Here is a 17290-nt window from a genome sequence, read left to right as displayed (position 1 = left end):
TCTTCGCTGCCCTCCAGCCCCCCTTCAGTATTTTCTGAAACATATCGAGAGAGGCTTCTTAAATTAAACACCTGCCGACTCCCCTCCCCTAAACCCTCACTAGCCAACCTGCCTGATTCAGGGTGGTTAGGAAAAAACCGTAGTTTACCGTCACTTTTTACACTACTAACCAACCATCTTTCTATATATATTGTCTAACGTGCGATGCTTCCCTCATCTTCCAACTATCACCCATAAACCAAAAGAAGCTGCCTAAACTCTCATTCAGAACTCTACAAGAATGGGAAGGTTGCGTAGGTGGGAGGCAGTCTGAGAATTTTCCAACGTTTCAATAAGCCTTATGGCAGTCCATTATACTTTCAATACGTGTTCTATGCTTTACGAACGATCAAGATTTTTTCGTATATCCTGCACAAAACGGGAATATCTGACGCCTTTGAAAAACAGGTTTAGCAACAAACGGGCAGGCCATCGGCATGGACGCTTAACCTGAATGAGGAGAACATACCTGTCCTCTTCAGTATTGTTCCAAACTTCATGACTATAGGTGTCATCAAACAGAAGAGAACTTCCATCCGACCAGGAATGAATATGAAGTTTTTCTCCCTCTTCAATCTGAATCCAGCACTGCGTTCTATCCTGAGGCACACAAAGCCCCAGATGATAAGTCAGCATCCCCTTGGTCATGCCACGGTGCCGAGGGATATGGCACCCACCCTCCAGAACAGAAAACGTCGCGGTGCAGACATCTGGAATTTTATCAATTAAAGATGCTGTAAGAGGAACACACGCCCTGTTTTCCAACCTCTTGTAGCCATACCCTTCAAGAAAAAATGTCCGCCAGCGGACGTCCGCAGCAATTCTCCCATGATCCGGGGATATTTCCCCCAAAGACGGCATGTTTGAAGCGCGCACCAGCGTAATCTCTTTACAGATAGCCTGCCAGTTCTTTTCCAATTCCCTGACCCATGGAAAAATATGGGGATTAAAGACGGCCTGATCAGGCAAGAGTGAATAGCGCATAATAAACGCATCAATCACGGCACGAATATTTTTCGTGAGATGATAAATTGTCTTTTTCTTAGCCATTATCCTCTTTCTTCTCTATTCGTTACAGAATTTTCAAATTAGAATCAAAAAATTCAATGGCAGACACGGAGTGAACAATGCAAGCCCCGGACGAAAACCTACAGGAAATTCACACTCTATTGTTCGAAATCAGTTCAGATATCGATAAACTGAATTCCACATTGATTTCTGATAAAAATATACCAGAAAATATTTCCCGTAATGTAGCCATGCTGGCCGACAAAATTGATGCCCTCAACGATCTGATACGTATCCTGTAAAATCCGCTTTTATAGCAAACGGCTACATATCCTTTCTCCCAGTGCCTCGTAATCATAGAACGAAATAATGTGGAGGATTCGAAGAACCGTTGATTGATTCCCCCTTTTGCCTCATTTCAGATTTCTGGCGGGTTGATGGCTGGTTTCTGGACCTAATTTTCACTCTGCGTCCTGAGCAGAAAAAGAGTTTCATGTTATGGATTGCTGCGCGGCGGCATTAATCCGCTCCAGATTGATCTTGCTTCCCCCCCCGTGCCGTCCATGCAATGAGGGCATGAGGCTTATAAAGAGATATTCCGTGTGCCTTATAATTTTGCTAAAAATGCAAGAGAGCTTATAAAATCAAATCAGATTATCTTAAGGATAAACAGCTTGCGTGCAAAACTTATACCTATTGTAGCTCTGGCTGTCATCGTAACTGGATGTGCTAAAAAGCCTATTCCGGCCATTCAGCCGCCTCCGACACCCCCACGAACGGCAGAGACAACATTACCCGTTTCCAACAGAATAGTTGAGACTACGTCGGCCCACGCACACTTTGACATGCATGGCCCGATGCCTGACCCCTACCCTAGATAATCTGCCACTTCAGCTATGGATCAGGGTGATTGTTCACCGCGCAGAGTTTCATAAAAACCTGCTACACAGCGGGCATAGCTGTCCATCGAAAATGCTTGTGCCCGCATCAATCCCCTGACGGCTAGGTCTCTTCGCACTTCGACATTCTGATCCAACAATGAAATAGCTTCTGCCATTTCGGAAATATTATAGGGATCAACGAGGAGGGCGGCCTGCCCTGCAATTTCTTTGGTTGCATGGCGATCACTTGTCATGACCGGCGTGCCGAGCGCCATGCTTTCAACAATTGGCAAACCAAAACCTTCTGCCAAAGATGGAAAAAGCACGGCACAGGCATTCTGAACCTGTGCGAGCAGACATTCTCTTTCACACCAGGCAACCTGCTGCACCAGTGCCGGCCTGGGGTGCCTTTCAAGAGCAGCAAGCTCTTCCCGCGCCCCAAAACCATTGTTGCCAAGCAGGCGTAAAGGACGACTGGTGCCACTTTGTCCATGGGCTTCAATCAGACGGGCAATATTTTTACGTTTTTCTATAGAGCCAAAATACAAAAAATATTTCTCATATTCATCAGAAGAAAAATTCTGCATTTTCTGATTGCAAGATACAGAAACAGCCTGCCCCAGCACGACCACTTTATGACTATATTCGGGAAATAATGCCGCTATATCCTGCTGAACAGCATCTGAAACTGTGATAATCGCCGCAGCATGCTGCATGCATTGTCGTAATATTTTCCGCATACGATCCGACTGAATTCCCGTGAGCTCAGGATGGAGCAAAGGGATCAGATCATGGATTGTATAAATATTTGGAATATCTTCCCAATACACCGGGAACGGATAACTCCAATGAACAATATCCGGCGTGTAGGCAGACCTGACTGAGGTCAAACGTCCAAACGTTGAAAAATGAACCTGAATTTTACGAAAAAAATCACTGACACCCCATGAGTGCTCAGCCTGAGAAAATGTAAGCCGCTGCTGGCCCTTCAAAGACACTAAAAAACGCAGGAGCTTGTTCTTCAGCGCATGAGGATGCCTTTGAAGGTCAGTTCCCCCTGCAAATCCGACGTCTGCGCCACAAGATTGCAGCGCATCACTCAGGGTGGACGCATAGGTGGAAACCCCTGTTCCTCCCCTCCCCCTGACACCGCGCGCTCCAACAGCCACAACCGATTGCATGAAATATCCGTTCAGCGTTTGCACGTGGGTTTACATGCTGAGCCAAATATTTTGTCGACCCATGGGCTCGTCACTGCGTAATTTTTATCTGGCGCATAATAATGATGTTGCAGGTGGTGTTTCTGAATACATTTTAAAAGCCTGTTAGAAAAACGATACTGATGCGTTGCGTAGTGCCAGCCATCGTACAGCACGTATCCACAGAGAAAGCCGAAGAAAAATGACCGTCCGAATGACGGACCCAGTATTGCCTGAAACAGACCATACAACATCACCGCCAAAGGTACACTGACAATGGCCGGCATAAGATTACGGTATCGATCACGCGGACACTCATGATGATTACCGTGCATGACAAAGAGAAACGATTTCCCAAGGCGAGACTGCAACCGCAAATGAAATAAGAAGCGGTGCATCACATATTCAAAGAAAAACCAGACCAGTAGGCCCAGAGCACTCATCCCCACGAGACGCCCTGGCGGCACAGGGTCAGACACCACAAGAGTGTAAGCAAACACACTCAACACAACACCCCAAAGGCTGACAAAAGCCGTAACGGGCATATAAGTGAGGCATTCAAGCCAACGAGAACGAAATATTTTTAGGGGCTTTTTCTCCAAAATTTATACTCTTTGCTTCCTGCGGAAATCTTACATAAATGGATATGAATCCGGCTAAATTTTGTCTTTCACCCGGCCTGCCTGCGCTTGCAATAATCTAATTGAAACGCACTCTTAAACCACTTCTAAAGACAAACTCCTGATCAAATGATGCAATTCCGCTGGAGTAAGGGCACAGCTAGATGTGGCCTTCTTACACTCTGGAAAACTGAGAGCAACATAAGGGGTTGAGCGTTCTCTGTCCTGATACGCAATTCCTTGTATAGACGGGCGGTGATCCCCAAAGAACACTAGCAATGCCGATTTATCCTGCTCCTCCAGCCATGCCATTAATCGTCCTAGCATAGCGTCACTACTCTGCAAGTGCCGTAAATAATGCTGTAGAGCCTCCTGCGGATTTCCCGGCCAGGGGGCATGGTTTTCCATTGTCACGGCATAGAGAAAAAGAGGTGCTGTCGCGCCTTCAAGCCGGTTGATAACTACCTCCGCCAGCACCGTATCGCTCATATATTCCCCCGGAAGAGGCGTATGCTGAACTGTTGAGCAATCATCAACTGCATCAAACCCTATTACGGGCATCAACTGGTTTCGCCCGTAAAACTCCAGGCTATGGGGGTGCATGAAAACGGTCTGATATCCAGCGGCTTTCATCTGATAAGATAAAGCATACGTTTTATCTCTTTGCGCAGTCAGAAACGGGTCATACTGGCAAAAGCCTAATTCCGCTTCCGTCCTGCCAAACATAACACCGTACTCTGTTCTCATGGTGTATGCACCAAAGCCACTAACCAGCAATTCACCCTGCGAATATGCCAGAGCCTTCGCTTTTTCTAAAAATGGCAATCTGATCTTATCGACAGAGGCATCACAAAAAATAGACGGGGTAGCATAAGACTCACACTGTATAACCAGCACAATATCGAGACCAGCTTTCGCTTTGCTGACCGACACTGGTGAGGGCGCAGGCTGCTTTTTCCAAAGCGCCCAATAAACAGCAAGCATGCCAAGAATACCCAAACGGCCGACATCACGCCGCCAGTCAGGCTCAGAAATATCTAAATAAACAGGAATTTTTTTATAAAAAAAACATGCCGTCAATATTATACCAACAGCATACAAGCGGACATTCAAAGAATTTGTAAAACAGTACCATAATGACAGCGGGACGCATAAAATAAGACCTACAAGGACAACCCAACCAACAGGAGGAACAGAAAAGACGAAAAAACTTGGATTTTTAAGCAAAACACCCAAAGAAACAATATCAGAAAAATAAACAGGCTCCTTCAGAATGCGATATTTAATACACGATACAACAGAAAAAATATAAAAAAGAAAAATACCCAGAGCCCCTCCGAACAACGGAGAACCCGATAAAGAAACAAAGACAGAATACAACGCTGATATTGTTATGGAATGAACTGACAGTAAATTTTTAATCTGATAATGCTGCCTATCCCCAGCCACCGGGAGGAAAAGAGCGGGTATAGTGAGAATAAACGCAACCAGAAGGCCCAGAAAAAATTCAAACACCACGATCCACACGCCCGATTTCAGTTTTTCAGAACCTCTTTTACGAAACCTCTGAATTTCGAAAGAAAATTTTCTTACCCAACATAAAAACCATGAACTATACGGATAAAACTCTGCACCCTGTCTTGCTTAGCATCAAGTAAAGCGTTTATAATCTATCCTCAGAAATAAGGCAAACAATCCATATCTATGAAATATTTTCCACAAGAGGCTAACCGGTGACCTTCCTGAAGAAAAAAGTGGTGGAAAACGATTGCCACTCTTTTTTAGCACCGCCTCCGTTCAGAAAAATAATGCCTTGCATCGCTCAACCGCAGTCCGATGCGCTAAAATCTCCTGCCGACACTGACCAGAAAGAGGCTTTTGAGGCTATCAGGCAGGCTATTCTAACGCACAAAGTCGGAGGGAAATTTTGGGAAAAGCCTCTCGCGCGCCCTTTCCACGCCATCCTGTCTCTCCCTGAAGACTGTGAGTTCTCCACCGCACAGGCAGCGCTAAACTCCCTTACACTCACCTTTTCACAGAGCGACATCCTGCTGCTTGCTCCATCCCTAACCCATCAGGCACGTAAACTTGCCAGAAGCCTTAAACTGTCCTGTGCTGGAGCAGATAAGCTAGACCCTCATGCTCTTACGGAAACAGTGAAGGGCATGGTCGCGGTAACACCGCGCACTTTCCAGCTAGACGTCTGCCTGCTTGCTTCTCTGCACGGCATATCGGTTGCACTATGGGATTTACCAGAAAAGCCTACTGAAATCCTCACCGCACCGAAAGCCCTTTCAATCATTTTCCAAAAAACACGGTATTTCAACCCCTTTACTGGGCAGGAGACTGATTGCCTGTCAGTAATCGAACTCCTCGCGTTATGGAAACGCACACTGCTCGCCAACCGACAGATTGGCGCGTGTATGGGAATGTCGCTCTGGAAGCGCCCGCAGATTAGCGCTTTTTTTGCAAAAGCTCCTGGTCAGCCGCGCTTCTTCCAGTCTCCCAGTCGGGCAATTGCAACTTGCAAACGTCTGGGAGAATTCAAAATTGCCATCTGGGCAACCCGCCTCCCCTCAGGCATCAAATTCGCTTTGGAGAGGGCCAACCTGCACCTTGTCCTTGTGGAAGATGGCTTCGTGCGCTCGATCGGACTAGGAAGTGCCCTGCAACCGCCGGCCTCCATTTTTCTTGATACGCGCGGTGCCTACTATGATCCGGCAAAAGCAAGCGATCTGGAGCATATTCTGGCGACACATCACTTCAGCGCGTCCCTGCTTGCCCGAGCACATACCGTTCTTGAACGGCTACGAACAAAAGGTATCTCAAAATATGGTCGCGCCACCAGCGCACCTACCACTACCAGACACGCGGGCGACCGACCAAGACTTTTAGTTCCGGGTCAGGTGGCGGATGATCTTTCCGTGCTGCGTGGCGGCGGCAAGATTCAGGATAATTTCTCGCTGCTCAAAGCCGTGAGAATCGCGCACCCCGGCGCCTATATCATCTATCGGCCCCATCCCGATGTAGAAGGTGGCTATCGTAAGGGAGCCCTTCCCGATCAGGAGGTCCTGACACTTGCGAACGAGGTCAGCCGCGGCGGCAACATTACCGAACTATTGACACAGACAGACGAGGTGCATACCCTCACGTCCCTTGCAGGATTTGAAGCCCTCATTCGCAATATCCCGGTGACGACCTATGGCACACCGTTTTACGCAGGCTGGGGTCTTACCGAGGACAGAGGCGTCATACCACCGCGACGAAACCGCGCCCTTAGTCTGATTGAACTCGTTGCCGGAACATTGCTGGTTTACCCACGATATCTGGATCCGGTCACGCTCTTGCCGTGCCCCATGGAAACCGTCCTAGACAGATTTGAACAACCCGGCGCCTGGAGCCCGACATACTGGATGCGTTTAAGAGGGCTGCAAATTCGCTTGCATAAAAAGCTCTTTACTCTATGTCGTCAGTTACTCTTTTTTTACCGGTAATTTGATTTTTCGATGCATAGCGAATCTTTAAATCCTGCTGATCGCCATTTTCTGCTGCTGCAGGGCCTCATGGGACCTTTTTTCCAAAAAATAGGCTCAGCGCTTCGGGATCAAGGGTATAGCGTCTGGAAAGTCAATTTTAATGGCGGCGATTGCCTTTTCTGGCCACTACCCAATGGTATCTCTTTTACAGGGACAGATACACAATGGCCTGTCTTTTTGCTCGATACACTTCATAAGCTTCAAATTACAGACGTTGTGCTCTTCGGAGACTGCCGCCCATTACACCGGACAGCCATTAAAATCTGTCAGGAATTGCGGATACGCATTTACGTTTTTGAAGAAGGCTATATTCGCCCGGACTGGGTCACGTTAGAAAGAAATGGCGTCAATGGGCATTCTACCCTGCCTCGCAACTCACAATGGTATCTGGAACAGGCTCAGCATGTCCCGCCTCTTCCACCCCATAAAACTGTCCCCTCTTCTTTTAAACGCCGCGCCCTGGAAGCTGTCGCCTACAACTCAGCAGATATCTTGACGCGCTGGCACTTTCGCCACTGGCAGGATTATCGCCCCTGGGGGGCGTGGTACGAAGGCATGAGTTGGCTTCTACGTCTGGCAAAAAAGAAAAAGGCGCTTCCCCGCTCACAAAAGCTGCTGGGTTGGCTGGAAGAGACTGGTACACCTTATATGCTCCTGCCCCTTCAGCTTGATGCGGACTCGCAAATTCACCTCCACTCCGACTTTGCCGGCATGACGCCAGCACTCAGCATGGTGATGATTTCATTCGCAAAATACGCACCAAAAAATCTTTATCTTGTTATTAAAGAGCACCCTCTTGATAATGGTGTTAAAAACTGGTGCAAACTCGTCTATGATTTAGCTAAATCTTTAAACATAAGCCATCGGGTTATTTACATAGAATACGGTGATATTGCGCAAATTGTTGCTAAAGCCTGCGGCGTTGTCACAATCAACAGCACCACAGGGACTTTAGCTCTCACCAACAAAGTTCCTGTAAAAGTACTGGGGCGAGCAGTTTACAACGTAAATCACGTTACGGATCAACAGCCACTTGATACATTCTGGGTTCACCCTAAAGCCCCAGATCCGGTTGCCTTACAAGCTTTCATGGCTGTTCTCATTAATCGCTGCCTCATTGAGGGAGGATTTTTTTCAGACGAAGGCCTAGACTCTCTCGTTAAAGGCACTCTCAATAGAATTCAAGATATTCAAAACGAAAAAAATGACGACGTTGTATTCCTACCGTCGCATCTTGAAGAATAAGAATGACTCATAACACCTCGACGCATCACCCTATTTTTATGGATGTTTCGCGCCTGCTCGCGCGCGCCGGCCATAGTGTACCAACAGGTATAGACCGGACAGAATACGAATACGCAGCCTATCTTGCAAAACACTGGGGAGATGCCCTTGTGTTTGTTGCCTATCATCCAGTTCACGGCATCTGCTCTCTTAACCGTCTAGATGTAGTCCGCTTCCTGTCTTTTACCGCCGCGTTATGGGCAGGAAAAGCAACCAATCCCTCTACCCTCAAATGGATGGCCCGCAAAATACTTCTTTCTTTGTCTTTTGGTCGTTGCGTCGCGCAGGAAACACATACAAAAAGCTCGCCCATTTATCTTCTGCTATCACATCACCATCTGATGAAAGAGCGTTGCATTCAAAGCTTCTTGAAGAAAAATAATGCCCGACTGGTGGTAATGATACATGATATCATCCCTATAGAGTTTCCAGAATATAGTCGACCTGGAGAGGATAAGCGTCACCTGCTGCGCCTCAAAACAGTGGCGCGTTTAGCTCATGGAATTATTGTCCCCACACAAAGCGTAGCACATGCCCTCTCCCCCTTCATGCCTACGAACCTTCCCATAAAAAATATTGCACACGGACTTCATATTTGGGGCCTAGAAAAGCCAACAACCATTACGGTTCCATCGCAACCTTATTTTGTTTGTATTGGCACGATTGAGCCAAGAAAAAATCATCTTCTGTTACTCAACATCTGGAGAAATCTAGCTAAGTCTCAGCATACAATCATTCCGAATTTAATTATTATCGGACGCAGAGGGTGGGAGAATGAAAACGTACTCGATATGCTTGAACGCTGCCCTACGTTGCAAGCCCACGTACAGGAATACAACGCCCTGAACGACCAGCAAGTTGTTCACCTCCTGCGCCACGCACAAGCCTTACTGTTTCCGTCTTTTGCGGAAGGCTTTGGTCTTCCTCTGCTGGAAGCACTTGCAGTTCAAACACCCGTTGTGTGTTCCGATCTGGCTGTTTTTAGAGAAGTTGCAGGAACATCTGCAATTTACCTAGACCCCTTGGACGGACCAGAATGGACACGTGCAATAAACTCGCTTTCAATCTCAAAAAGCACACTGAGCGTAGAGAAAACCGCAGTTACCACATATGTTCCACCGATTAACCCTTGGCCTACTCAAGTTTGCTTGGGTTTAGATTTTCTGACCTCTCTGCATAACACGTAGTACACCTAAAATACGCTTTATGTTGAAAACAAACAGGCCATCATCTAGGCGACAAACCTGCCGATCCAGCTATAGTATGCTGCCATAAATTAAACATTTTTCCATTTTCCTGTAGAAAGGAAGGTTTTCAGAGTGAAGCATGTCGTATTTATAACTTAAATGCATGATAATTTTTGAAGAGTAATGTCGTTCCATCAAATTCATTTTCGACTTAAACTCTCCTTATTTTACCCTACACCCACACCACAGGAAAAAGCTCTTGCAACATTTGTCTGTATGCCTTGATGGTTTTAATCTGGCCCTCCCTAAGGGGACAGGCGTAGCAACATACGGACGATCTTTAGCAAAAACGCTCTATGCCGCGAACTATAATGTCAGCTTATTGTACGGCTTAGATATCCCCAATAGTAAAAATGAGATACTCAAAGAAGTTCTTTTTTTTAATCTACTGGGTGGTGGAGCAAAAGCAGAAAATGAAAAAAAGAATTGCCTGCAAAAGATAAAAAAAATGGTTAACTCCTTTAATTGGAAAGCAACTAATATCCCTGTGTCCGGTCGCGTAGAAATACGAGGCATGGATCATTGGCTCCCCCCCCATCATCAAATTTTCAACTTAAGAAATCTTTTCAATAGAGCTCACTTTTATTATAAAAGAACAGGGAATTTTGTTGAGATCACATTACCATCAACACCTCATATTATGCATTGGACTTACCCTCTCCCGATTAAGGTGAAAGGCGCCATCAATGTCTATACCATTCATGATCTCGTGCCATTGCGGTTACCACAGACGACTTTAGATAATAAAACTTATTATTATAAGCTCATTAAAAAAATTGTTTCTGATAAAAATCCCATTATTACGGTTTCAGAGGCATCTAAAAACGAGATAATTTCTTTTTATCCTGATGCGGTAAATAATTTGTACAATACGTACCAAACAGTAGACCCAGAAATATCTTCAATTCTTCACAACGAAGATAATTCTAATATTGATATAGAAAAGCTATTCCATATTTCCCCTTTATCTTATTTTATTTTTTTTGGCTCCCTTGAACCAAAAAAAAATATTGGCCGTATTATAGAAGCATTTTTATCGTCTTCCACGAATAAAAGACTCGTCATAGTCGGCGCTATGGGGTGGAAAAATGAACAGGAGTTGCGCTTTTTACAAAAAGGTATTGAAAGCAACCGCATCCTTTATATAGATTATCTTCCATCATCAATGCTTTTCGCACTTCTCAGAAATGCTTACGCACTCCTTTTCCCTTCTATAGCTGAAGGATTTGGCCTCCCTGTTTTAGAAGCTTTTCGTTGCGGTACGCCCGTTTTGACTTCCGAGGAAGGAGGATTGCACGACGTTGCGGGGGGAGCCGCACTGATAGTCGATCCCTATAACGTTTCCAGCATAACACAAGGCATCAATCAACTTGACAGCAATGTCACGCTACATAACGATCTAAAAAAAAGGGGGGAGGTGCAGTATAATATATTTTCTCAAAAAGAATATGAAGACAGAATACAAAAGGCTTACCATTTCATCACTTCAAATTTCATCCCCTTGAAATAGAAATAATGATGAATATTAGAACATTATCCGCCGATACCTACATTTCCAATCGTTCAATTACATCAAAAAATCATCCTTTTCTTTTCCTTGTCAACCCACGCCATGTTTGTCATATGAGCATAATAACGTCGAATTATATCTTCCGTAATGATGCCATCCTTAGCCACTAGGTGAACTCGTTGTGTGCCCATCAAGCCTTAACACTAGAACAAAAAAAGCAACTCGTCACTTCTTGCTTTACACCTTGGCCCCATTAGGTATCAGCCTCATTTCCCTAGGAGCATGCGGCTCACTTCCCAATAGCGGTCCAACAGAATCTGAAGTGCTTAACGCACAGAAAGATCCCTCGAAAAATGCTTATGGGTTTGGTATCGTGCAGATTAGCTCCGATCTCCTCACGCTTATCTCCAGTGAACGAAAAACTCCTCTCTCATCTCTAGAAACCATACCACCTCAACGCGGCACAAACGAAAGTATTGGGCCCGGCGATGTTATCCAAATTTCTATATATGAACTTGGCAGCGCGCTCTTTAGCGCAGGAGGTAGCGGTGCAACAGCATCTCCAACAGCAGGGGCATTAGCCGGCGCATCAGGCGAATCAAGTGCCGCAAATCTTCTTCTAGGCAATAGTTCCGCAACCTTGCAAGGCGGAGCGGTTGCAACACTAAGCAACCTCCCTCCCATGATCGTAAGTGGAAGCGGAACCATCAACGTTCCTTATGTTGGCATCATCACCGTAACCGGCAAAACAGCCGACACTGTAGCAACGCAAATAAAAGCGGCTCTTACGAAAAAATCACAGGCACCGCAGGTTATGGTGAGACTCGTCCAGAGTCTGACAAATTCTATTATCGTTTACGGTGACGTTAAGACCCCCGGACGTGTCATCCTGACACCTAATCGAGAAGCTCTACTGGACGTCATTGCCCTAGCCCAAGGCACTCAGCATGCTCCAGAAGATTCGATCATTCAGTTGACCCGTGCCGGACAGGTTGTACGTATTCCCATGACAATACCGGAGAATGATCCTTCTCAAAATATTCAAATCCGCCCCGGAGATAGAGTCGAAGTTATATATAAACCAAGGACATTCACTGTTTTTGGTGCTGCCGGAAGTGTGACTGAAAGCCCCTTCACTTCTCCAGAACTTTCTCTGGCCGAAGCAATCGCCAGATCAGGGGGGCCGTCTGATGGAAAGGCTGATCCAAATGGTATCTTCCTTCTTCGTTATGAGGATAATAATATTGTCCGCAGGCTAGGCCTTCCTGTGAGCCCCGATAGCCCGGTTACACCTATTGTCTATCAGGTAGACATGATGAATCCTGGAAATTATTTTTTGGCACAGCACTTTGTGATGAAAGACAAAGATATGCTCTACTTCTCCAATGCGAAAGCTAATGAATTTTACAAACTTTTCGGTTTGATAAGCACCATTATTCAACCCGGCATAACCGCTGGCTATATGGCAAAATGAAATATATTATAGAATTTCCTTTGCATTTTCACCAAAAAGGCCTGTTATGAATAATAATGTAGAAGAGAGCGCTTCTGTTACCTCAATACCCTCTCCTGGCTCTGCTTTCTTTTCTCGTTTTTTTCTTGCATGCCTTAACTTTATCAAAAAGAAACCGGCATTATCTGTTGTCGTAATAATACCTAATATTTTATTTGCTATATATCTTACATGTATCGCAAGCCCTCAGTACGTCTCAGAAGCTCATTTTATGGTAAAGAGTGAACGTTCACAGGGCACCCCACTATCGATGCTTCTACAAGCTGGGGGGGAAACCATAACCAGCGAGAATACCTACGCAGTGCAAGACTACATGATGTCTCGCGATGCTATGGACGTTCTTTTAAAACATCACGACCTAGAGAAAATATTCAATTCTCCTGCAGCTGATTTTATGTCACGCTACCCTAACTGGTATTCGTTGAATAACAAAGAAAGCTTTTATCGTTACTATAAAAAGCACGTAAAAGCAGAAATTGACGCAGATACCTCACTTTCTGTCCTAAGAGTACGCACATTCAGTGCTGCGGAATCACAGCATATTGCAAAAGCTCTACTTTCAGCTTCTGAAAATCTTGTAAATGATATTAATGCCCGTCAAAGACAAAACCTGATAGGCGCAGCGCAGAAAGAAGTTGATGAATCTCTAAAGCAACTAAAGAAGCTCCAAATACAGATGGCTGCATTCCGTGATACTACAGCCATGATTGATCCAGAAAAACAATCTGTTCCACTTCTTGGGAACAAATATGCCCTGCAAGCAATGCTAACAGCCTCGCAAATGCAATTAGACCAAATCCTTAAAACTGCACCTGACAGCCCTTCTGTTGCTGTGTATCGGCACCAGATTTCCATTATCATGCAAGAAATTAAAAACGCGAGCGCGACCCTGACAGGTAATAATGAATCCTTGGTACCCAAACTCACGGAATTTGATTCTTTAACCGTTCAAAGACAACTTCTTGAAAAAGTTCTTATCTCTGAAGTTGGCTCACTGGAATCTGCTAAGGCCCAAGCAAACCGGCAAATGGTTTTTCTAGAAGAGGTCACTCAACCAGATGCGCCGGATTACCCGGAGTATCCACCAGCTATCGTATTTATGGCTGTATTTTTTGCCACAACATATGGCTTATACATTATGGGGCGTTTGCTAGTTGCAGGTGCACGGGAACACAAAATCTCATGACAAACGCCACACGCAAATCGTCCTCATCTTTATGGAAATGCTTTATTTTACAATATAAGGTTATCCACGCACTCATATTACGTGAAATCCATACACGCTACGGTCGTGAAAATATCGGTTTTCTATGGGTAATCGGTGAACCAATCCTTTTTTGCGCGGGCGTAACCATTGTGTGGACTGCAATTCGTCCCGCACGTGAACACGGACTAGGTATGACAACCCTTGTTGTGACTGGTTACCTGCCACTTACAATGTGGCGTCATTGCTTAGGCCGAGCCGTTAAAGCTTATGAAGCGAATGGGAGCCTTTTATTTCACAGGCAAGTTACACCATTTGACATCATTACTGCCAGAACATTCCTTGAGATCATTGGAACAATGATGGCTGCGATAGTCTTGCACTGTGGAGCGATTGCATTCGGTTATATGAAGCCACCAGCAGACTATAGTCTAATTTTTCTAGGGTATTTTTATCAGTCTGTGTTCTGCTTCGCCACAGCACTTCTTGCTGCATCACTAAGTGAATTATCTGACTTGGTCGAAAAAATTATTGGTGTTTTCAGTTATTTGTCTATCCCTCTTTCAGGAGCCTTTATTATGGTGAGCTGGCTCCCTTTAAAGTATCAATGGATCCTACTCTTATCACCTATGGCAAATAACACTGAAATCATTCGTAGTGGTCAATTCGGGATAGCTGCACGTGTAAGATATGACCTATTCTATGACACATGGGCAACGTTACTCGCGCTGTTAATAGGGATAATGGTAACAGCTAATATTAGAAAGCATATTGAAATTGTCTAATTTTTCCCAATAGGTGCTTCATGTTGCAATGTGTCAATATCACTAAGACATTTCATACAAGTGCTGGCCCTCGGCAAGTGCTCAAAGGTATTAACCTTAAAGTAGCACGAGGAGAAAAGCTGGGAATACTCGGCCAAAATGGGGCAGGAAAATCTACAATGTTACGTATTATTGGTGGAGTAGATTTTGCAACATCTGGGCACATAGAAAAAGACATGTCTGTCTCATGGCCCCTCGCCTTTACTGGTGCATTTCAAGGCAGCCTTAGCGGTTTGGATAATCTCCGCTTTATTTGTCGTATATACGAAAAAGATTACGATGAAACGCGTGCATTTGTTGATGATTTTGCCGAACTTGGAAGCCAGCTTCTGGAGCCTGTAAAAACTTATTCATCAGGCATGCGTGCGAGGTTGGGCTTCGCTCTATCTCTTGTGATTGATTTTGATTGCTATTTGATTGACGAAGTTATCATGGTTGGAGATGCGCGTTTTGCCGAAAAATGTAACCGTGAAATGTTTGAAAAAAAAGCAGATCGGGGGATGATTATTGTGTCTCATAACATGGGATTCGTTAAGGAAACCTGCACACGCTGCTGCCTTCTAAAAGACGGAAAAATGATAGAGTGTCCGAGCGTAGAAGAAGGGATTGATATGTACCATCGATTTTAAAATTATTATGGAAATTCTTTTTCATCTTTCGACTTTTTCTGCTATCGAAAGATTATTAAAATATTGAAAGAATGTGGCTTCCTAACTGGCTACAAGTTTCTCGCAAACGGTAGAGACCATTATCATGAATGACGCAGTCAATACTTTTCCCGTAATTGATAAAAAAACTATCATCCCAGTTATTTTATCTGGTGGCAGTGGTAGCCGCCTTTGGCCTGTCTCTCGAAAAACTTTCCCGAAACAATTCTGGCCGTTAGTTTCAGAGTGGACACTACTCCAAGAAACAGCACTACGAGCACACAATGCACATGTCGCAGCACCATATGTGGTATGTAATGCTGATCATCGGTTTATTGTAGCCGAACAGCTTCGTGAAGCAGAAATACATGGTGCGCAGATTGTCCTTGAACCCACTGGGCGTAATTCTGCCCCAGCCATCGCAGCAGCAGCATTTCTGATCGCAAAAAAGTTTCCAGAAGCGGTTCTCTGGATTATGGCCGCTGATGCCGCAATTAAAGAAGAAGGCGCTCTTCTGGAAGCTCTACAACGAGCGGTCTCAGCCGCTGAAAAAGGATATATTGCAACGTTTGGTGTCAAACCGAATAAACCTGAAACAGGCTACGGCTACATCCAGTGCGGCACTCCTCTGAACGGTCTAAAGGATACTTTCCATGTTGAACGTTTTCTGGAAAAACCCAGCAAAAAACAAGCTCAAGAATTAGTACAAGACAAACATAACCTGTGGAACTCTGGCATGTTTGTCGCAAAAGCTACGACCTTGCTGGCAGAAATCAAAAATTTTGTACCAGATGTTTATGACGCCGTTAACACCGCGGTGACAGAACATACCACTGATATGGACTTCATTCGCCTTGCCCCTAAAAGCTTTGCGAGCGCGCCTGATATTTCTATTGACTATGCCGTTGCCGAAAAAACCAAACTCGCAGTCGTTATCCCATGTGATCTGGGCTGGTCCGATATTGGTAGTTGGGATGCTCTATGGGAATTTTCTTCAAAAGACGATAATGGCAACGCAACATACGGAGACGTTTTTCTAGATGGCGTCAAAAACTCTTATGTTCGGTCGGATGGAATTGTCGCAACAGTCACTGGCGTAGACGATCTGATCGTTGTGGTGACAGAAGACTCTGTTATGGTTTCCCACAGAAACCGAGCGCAAGACGTTAAAAAAGTCGTTGAAAGGCTTAAAAAAGCGAAGCGACCTGAAGCAACATCTCATAATCGCGTTTACCGTCCTTGGGGTTTTTACGAAAGCCTGACTCATGGAGATCGTTTTCAGGTAAAGCATATTGCTGTTAACCCAGGCCAAAAGCTTTCCTTGCAAAAGCATTTTCACCGCGCAGAACACTGGGTGGTGGTTGCTGGAACAGCTATTGTCACGCGAGGTGAAGAAAAAATCATGGTACGCGAAAATGAAAGTATTTACCTACCCCTCGGTGAAATTCACAGACTTGAAAATCCAGGACGCATTTCTCTGAGTCTTATTGAAGTTCAGTCAGGCTCATATTTGGGAGAAGATGACATTGTACGCATTGAGGATGATTACGCTCGAGCTTAAAGAAAATAATCTTTTTACAGAAATATATTTCTTTATTCGGAATATCACCGCTTAGAAGGAAATATATGCAATGAGAAGTACTGGTTCTTATTAAAACAAAGGATCAGTGCTTTTTCTTTTTCATAAAAAATTCTTTTCTAGAAAATAAATAATGAATTTCGTATAAATATCAAAATTATATAGAAGTATCTTGCATTAATAATATTATAATTTATAT

At 44.7% G+C, this 17290-nt stretch carries 14 protein-coding genes; 10 read left to right on the top strand and 4 right to left on the bottom strand.

The features are described 5' to 3' along the window. Positions 1–378: 378 nt before the first annotated feature. Positions 379–1089, bottom strand: coding sequence for an aspartyl/asparaginyl beta-hydroxylase domain-containing protein (locus Abor_RS06360; RefSeq protein WP_048840995.1), 711 nt, complete (start codon positions 1087–1089; stop codon positions 379–381). 77 nt (positions 1090–1166) lie between these two features. Here Abor_RS06360 and Abor_RS06355 point away from each other — a divergent pair, with 77 nt between their 5' ends. Continuing rightward, positions 1167–1349 carry a hypothetical protein gene (locus tag Abor_RS06355; protein WP_048840994.1) on the top strand — a complete coding sequence of 61 codons (183 nt, stop codon included), beginning with the start codon at positions 1167–1169 and terminating at the stop codon, positions 1347–1349. Between the two features lie 599 nt (positions 1350–1948). Here the strand turns inward: Abor_RS06355 and Abor_RS06350 are convergent. The 3 genes from Abor_RS06350 to Abor_RS06340 form a co-directional block, all read right to left on the bottom strand. Then, on the bottom strand, positions 1949–3109 hold the full coding sequence (locus Abor_RS06350) for a glycosyltransferase (RefSeq protein WP_084594403.1): 1161 nt from the start codon (positions 3107–3109) through the stop codon (positions 1949–1951). A gap of 11 nt (positions 3110–3120) precedes the next feature. Continuing rightward, complete coding sequence (locus Abor_RS06345; RefSeq protein ID WP_084594402.1) at positions 3121–3729, bottom strand: sterol desaturase family protein; 609 nt, start codon at positions 3727–3729, stop codon at positions 3121–3123. A 114-nt stretch (positions 3730–3843) separates the two neighbouring features. Then, complete coding sequence (locus Abor_RS06340) at positions 3844–5265, bottom strand: LTA synthase family protein (protein WP_146855028.1); 1422 nt, start codon at positions 5263–5265, stop codon at positions 3844–3846. Between the two features lie 215 nt (positions 5266–5480). Here Abor_RS06340 and Abor_RS06335 point away from each other — a divergent pair, with 215 nt between their 5' ends. The 9 genes from Abor_RS06335 (at position 5481) to Abor_RS06295 (ending at position 17073) form a co-directional block, all read left to right on the top strand. After that, positions 5481–7241, top strand: a complete 1761-nt coding sequence (locus Abor_RS06335) for a capsular polysaccharide export protein, LipB/KpsS family (protein ID WP_052946375.1) — start codon at positions 5481–5483, stop codon at positions 7239–7241. 12 nt (positions 7242–7253) lie between these two features. Further along, positions 7254–8528, top strand: a complete 1275-nt coding sequence (locus Abor_RS06330; RefSeq protein ID WP_048840991.1) for a capsule biosynthesis protein — start codon at positions 7254–7256, stop codon at positions 8526–8528. Positions 8529–8530: 2 nt separating this feature from the next. Next, positions 8531–9754 carry a glycosyltransferase family 4 protein gene (locus Abor_RS06325; RefSeq protein ID WP_052946374.1) on the top strand — a complete coding sequence of 408 codons (1224 nt, stop codon included), beginning with the start codon at positions 8531–8533 and terminating at the stop codon, positions 9752–9754. A 259-nt stretch (positions 9755–10013) separates the two neighbouring features. Continuing rightward, positions 10014–11324 carry a glycosyltransferase family 4 protein gene (locus Abor_RS06320; RefSeq protein WP_048840990.1) on the top strand — a complete coding sequence of 437 codons (1311 nt, stop codon included), beginning with the start codon at positions 10014–10016 and terminating at the stop codon, positions 11322–11324. A gap of 232 nt (positions 11325–11556) precedes the next feature. Then, entirely contained in the window at positions 11557–12798 is a 1242-nt protein-coding gene (locus Abor_RS06315) for a polysaccharide biosynthesis/export family protein (RefSeq protein WP_048840989.1), read from the top strand. 46 nt (positions 12799–12844) lie between these two features. After that, complete coding sequence (locus Abor_RS06310; RefSeq protein ID WP_052946372.1) at positions 12845–14023, top strand: KpsE/RkpR family capsule polysaccharide export protein; 1179 nt, start codon at positions 12845–12847, stop codon at positions 14021–14023. After that, on the top strand, positions 14020–14826 hold the full coding sequence (locus tag Abor_RS06305; RefSeq protein ID WP_048840988.1) for an ABC transporter permease: 807 nt from the start codon (positions 14020–14022) through the stop codon (positions 14824–14826). Before Abor_RS06310 ends, Abor_RS06305 begins: the two co-directional genes overlap by 4 nt. Positions 14827–14903: 77 nt before the next feature. Continuing rightward, a complete protein-coding gene (locus Abor_RS06300; RefSeq protein ID WP_304515694.1) occupies positions 14904–15494 on the top strand; it encodes an ABC transporter ATP-binding protein in 591 nt (196 codons plus the stop codon). Between the two features lie 124 nt (positions 15495–15618). Continuing rightward, complete coding sequence (locus Abor_RS06295) at positions 15619–17073, top strand: mannose-1-phosphate guanylyltransferase/mannose-6-phosphate isomerase (protein ID WP_048840986.1); 1455 nt, start codon at positions 15619–15621, stop codon at positions 17071–17073. The last annotated feature ends 217 nt before the right edge of the window (positions 17074–17290 follow it).

This window comes from Acetobacter orientalis (assembly GCF_000963965.1).
GTDB classification, from domain to species: domain Bacteria; phylum Pseudomonadota; class Alphaproteobacteria; order Acetobacterales; family Acetobacteraceae; genus Acetobacter; species Acetobacter orientalis.
The sequence above is the reverse complement of the archived record's forward strand: the minus strand, read 5'-3'. Positions and strand labels throughout refer to the sequence as shown.

Coding starts and splice junctions, on each gene's coding strand:
- Abor_RS06330 (WP_048840991.1), top strand. CDS start 7,254: ATGCATAGCGAATCTTTAAATCCTGCTGATCGCCATTTTCTGCTGCTG.
- Abor_RS06360 (WP_048840995.1), bottom strand. CDS start 1,089: ATGGCTAAGAAAAAGACAATTTATCATCTCACGAAAAATATTCGTGCC.
- Abor_RS06310 (WP_052946372.1), top strand. CDS start 12,845: ATGAATAATAATGTAGAAGAGAGCGCTTCTGTTACCTCAATACCCTCT.
- Abor_RS06295 (WP_048840986.1), top strand. CDS start 15,619: ATGAATGACGCAGTCAATACTTTTCCCGTAATTGATAAAAAAACTATC.
- Abor_RS06305 (WP_048840988.1), top strand. CDS start 14,020: ATGACAAACGCCACACGCAAATCGTCCTCATCTTTATGGAAATGCTTT.
- Abor_RS06325 (WP_052946374.1), top strand. CDS start 8,531: ATGACTCATAACACCTCGACGCATCACCCTATTTTTATGGATGTTTCG.
- Abor_RS06355 (WP_048840994.1), top strand. CDS start 1,167: ATGCAAGCCCCGGACGAAAACCTACAGGAAATTCACACTCTATTGTTC.
- Abor_RS06350 (WP_084594403.1), bottom strand. CDS start 3,109: ATGCAATCGGTTGTGGCTGTTGGAGCGCGCGGTGTCAGGGGGAGGGGA.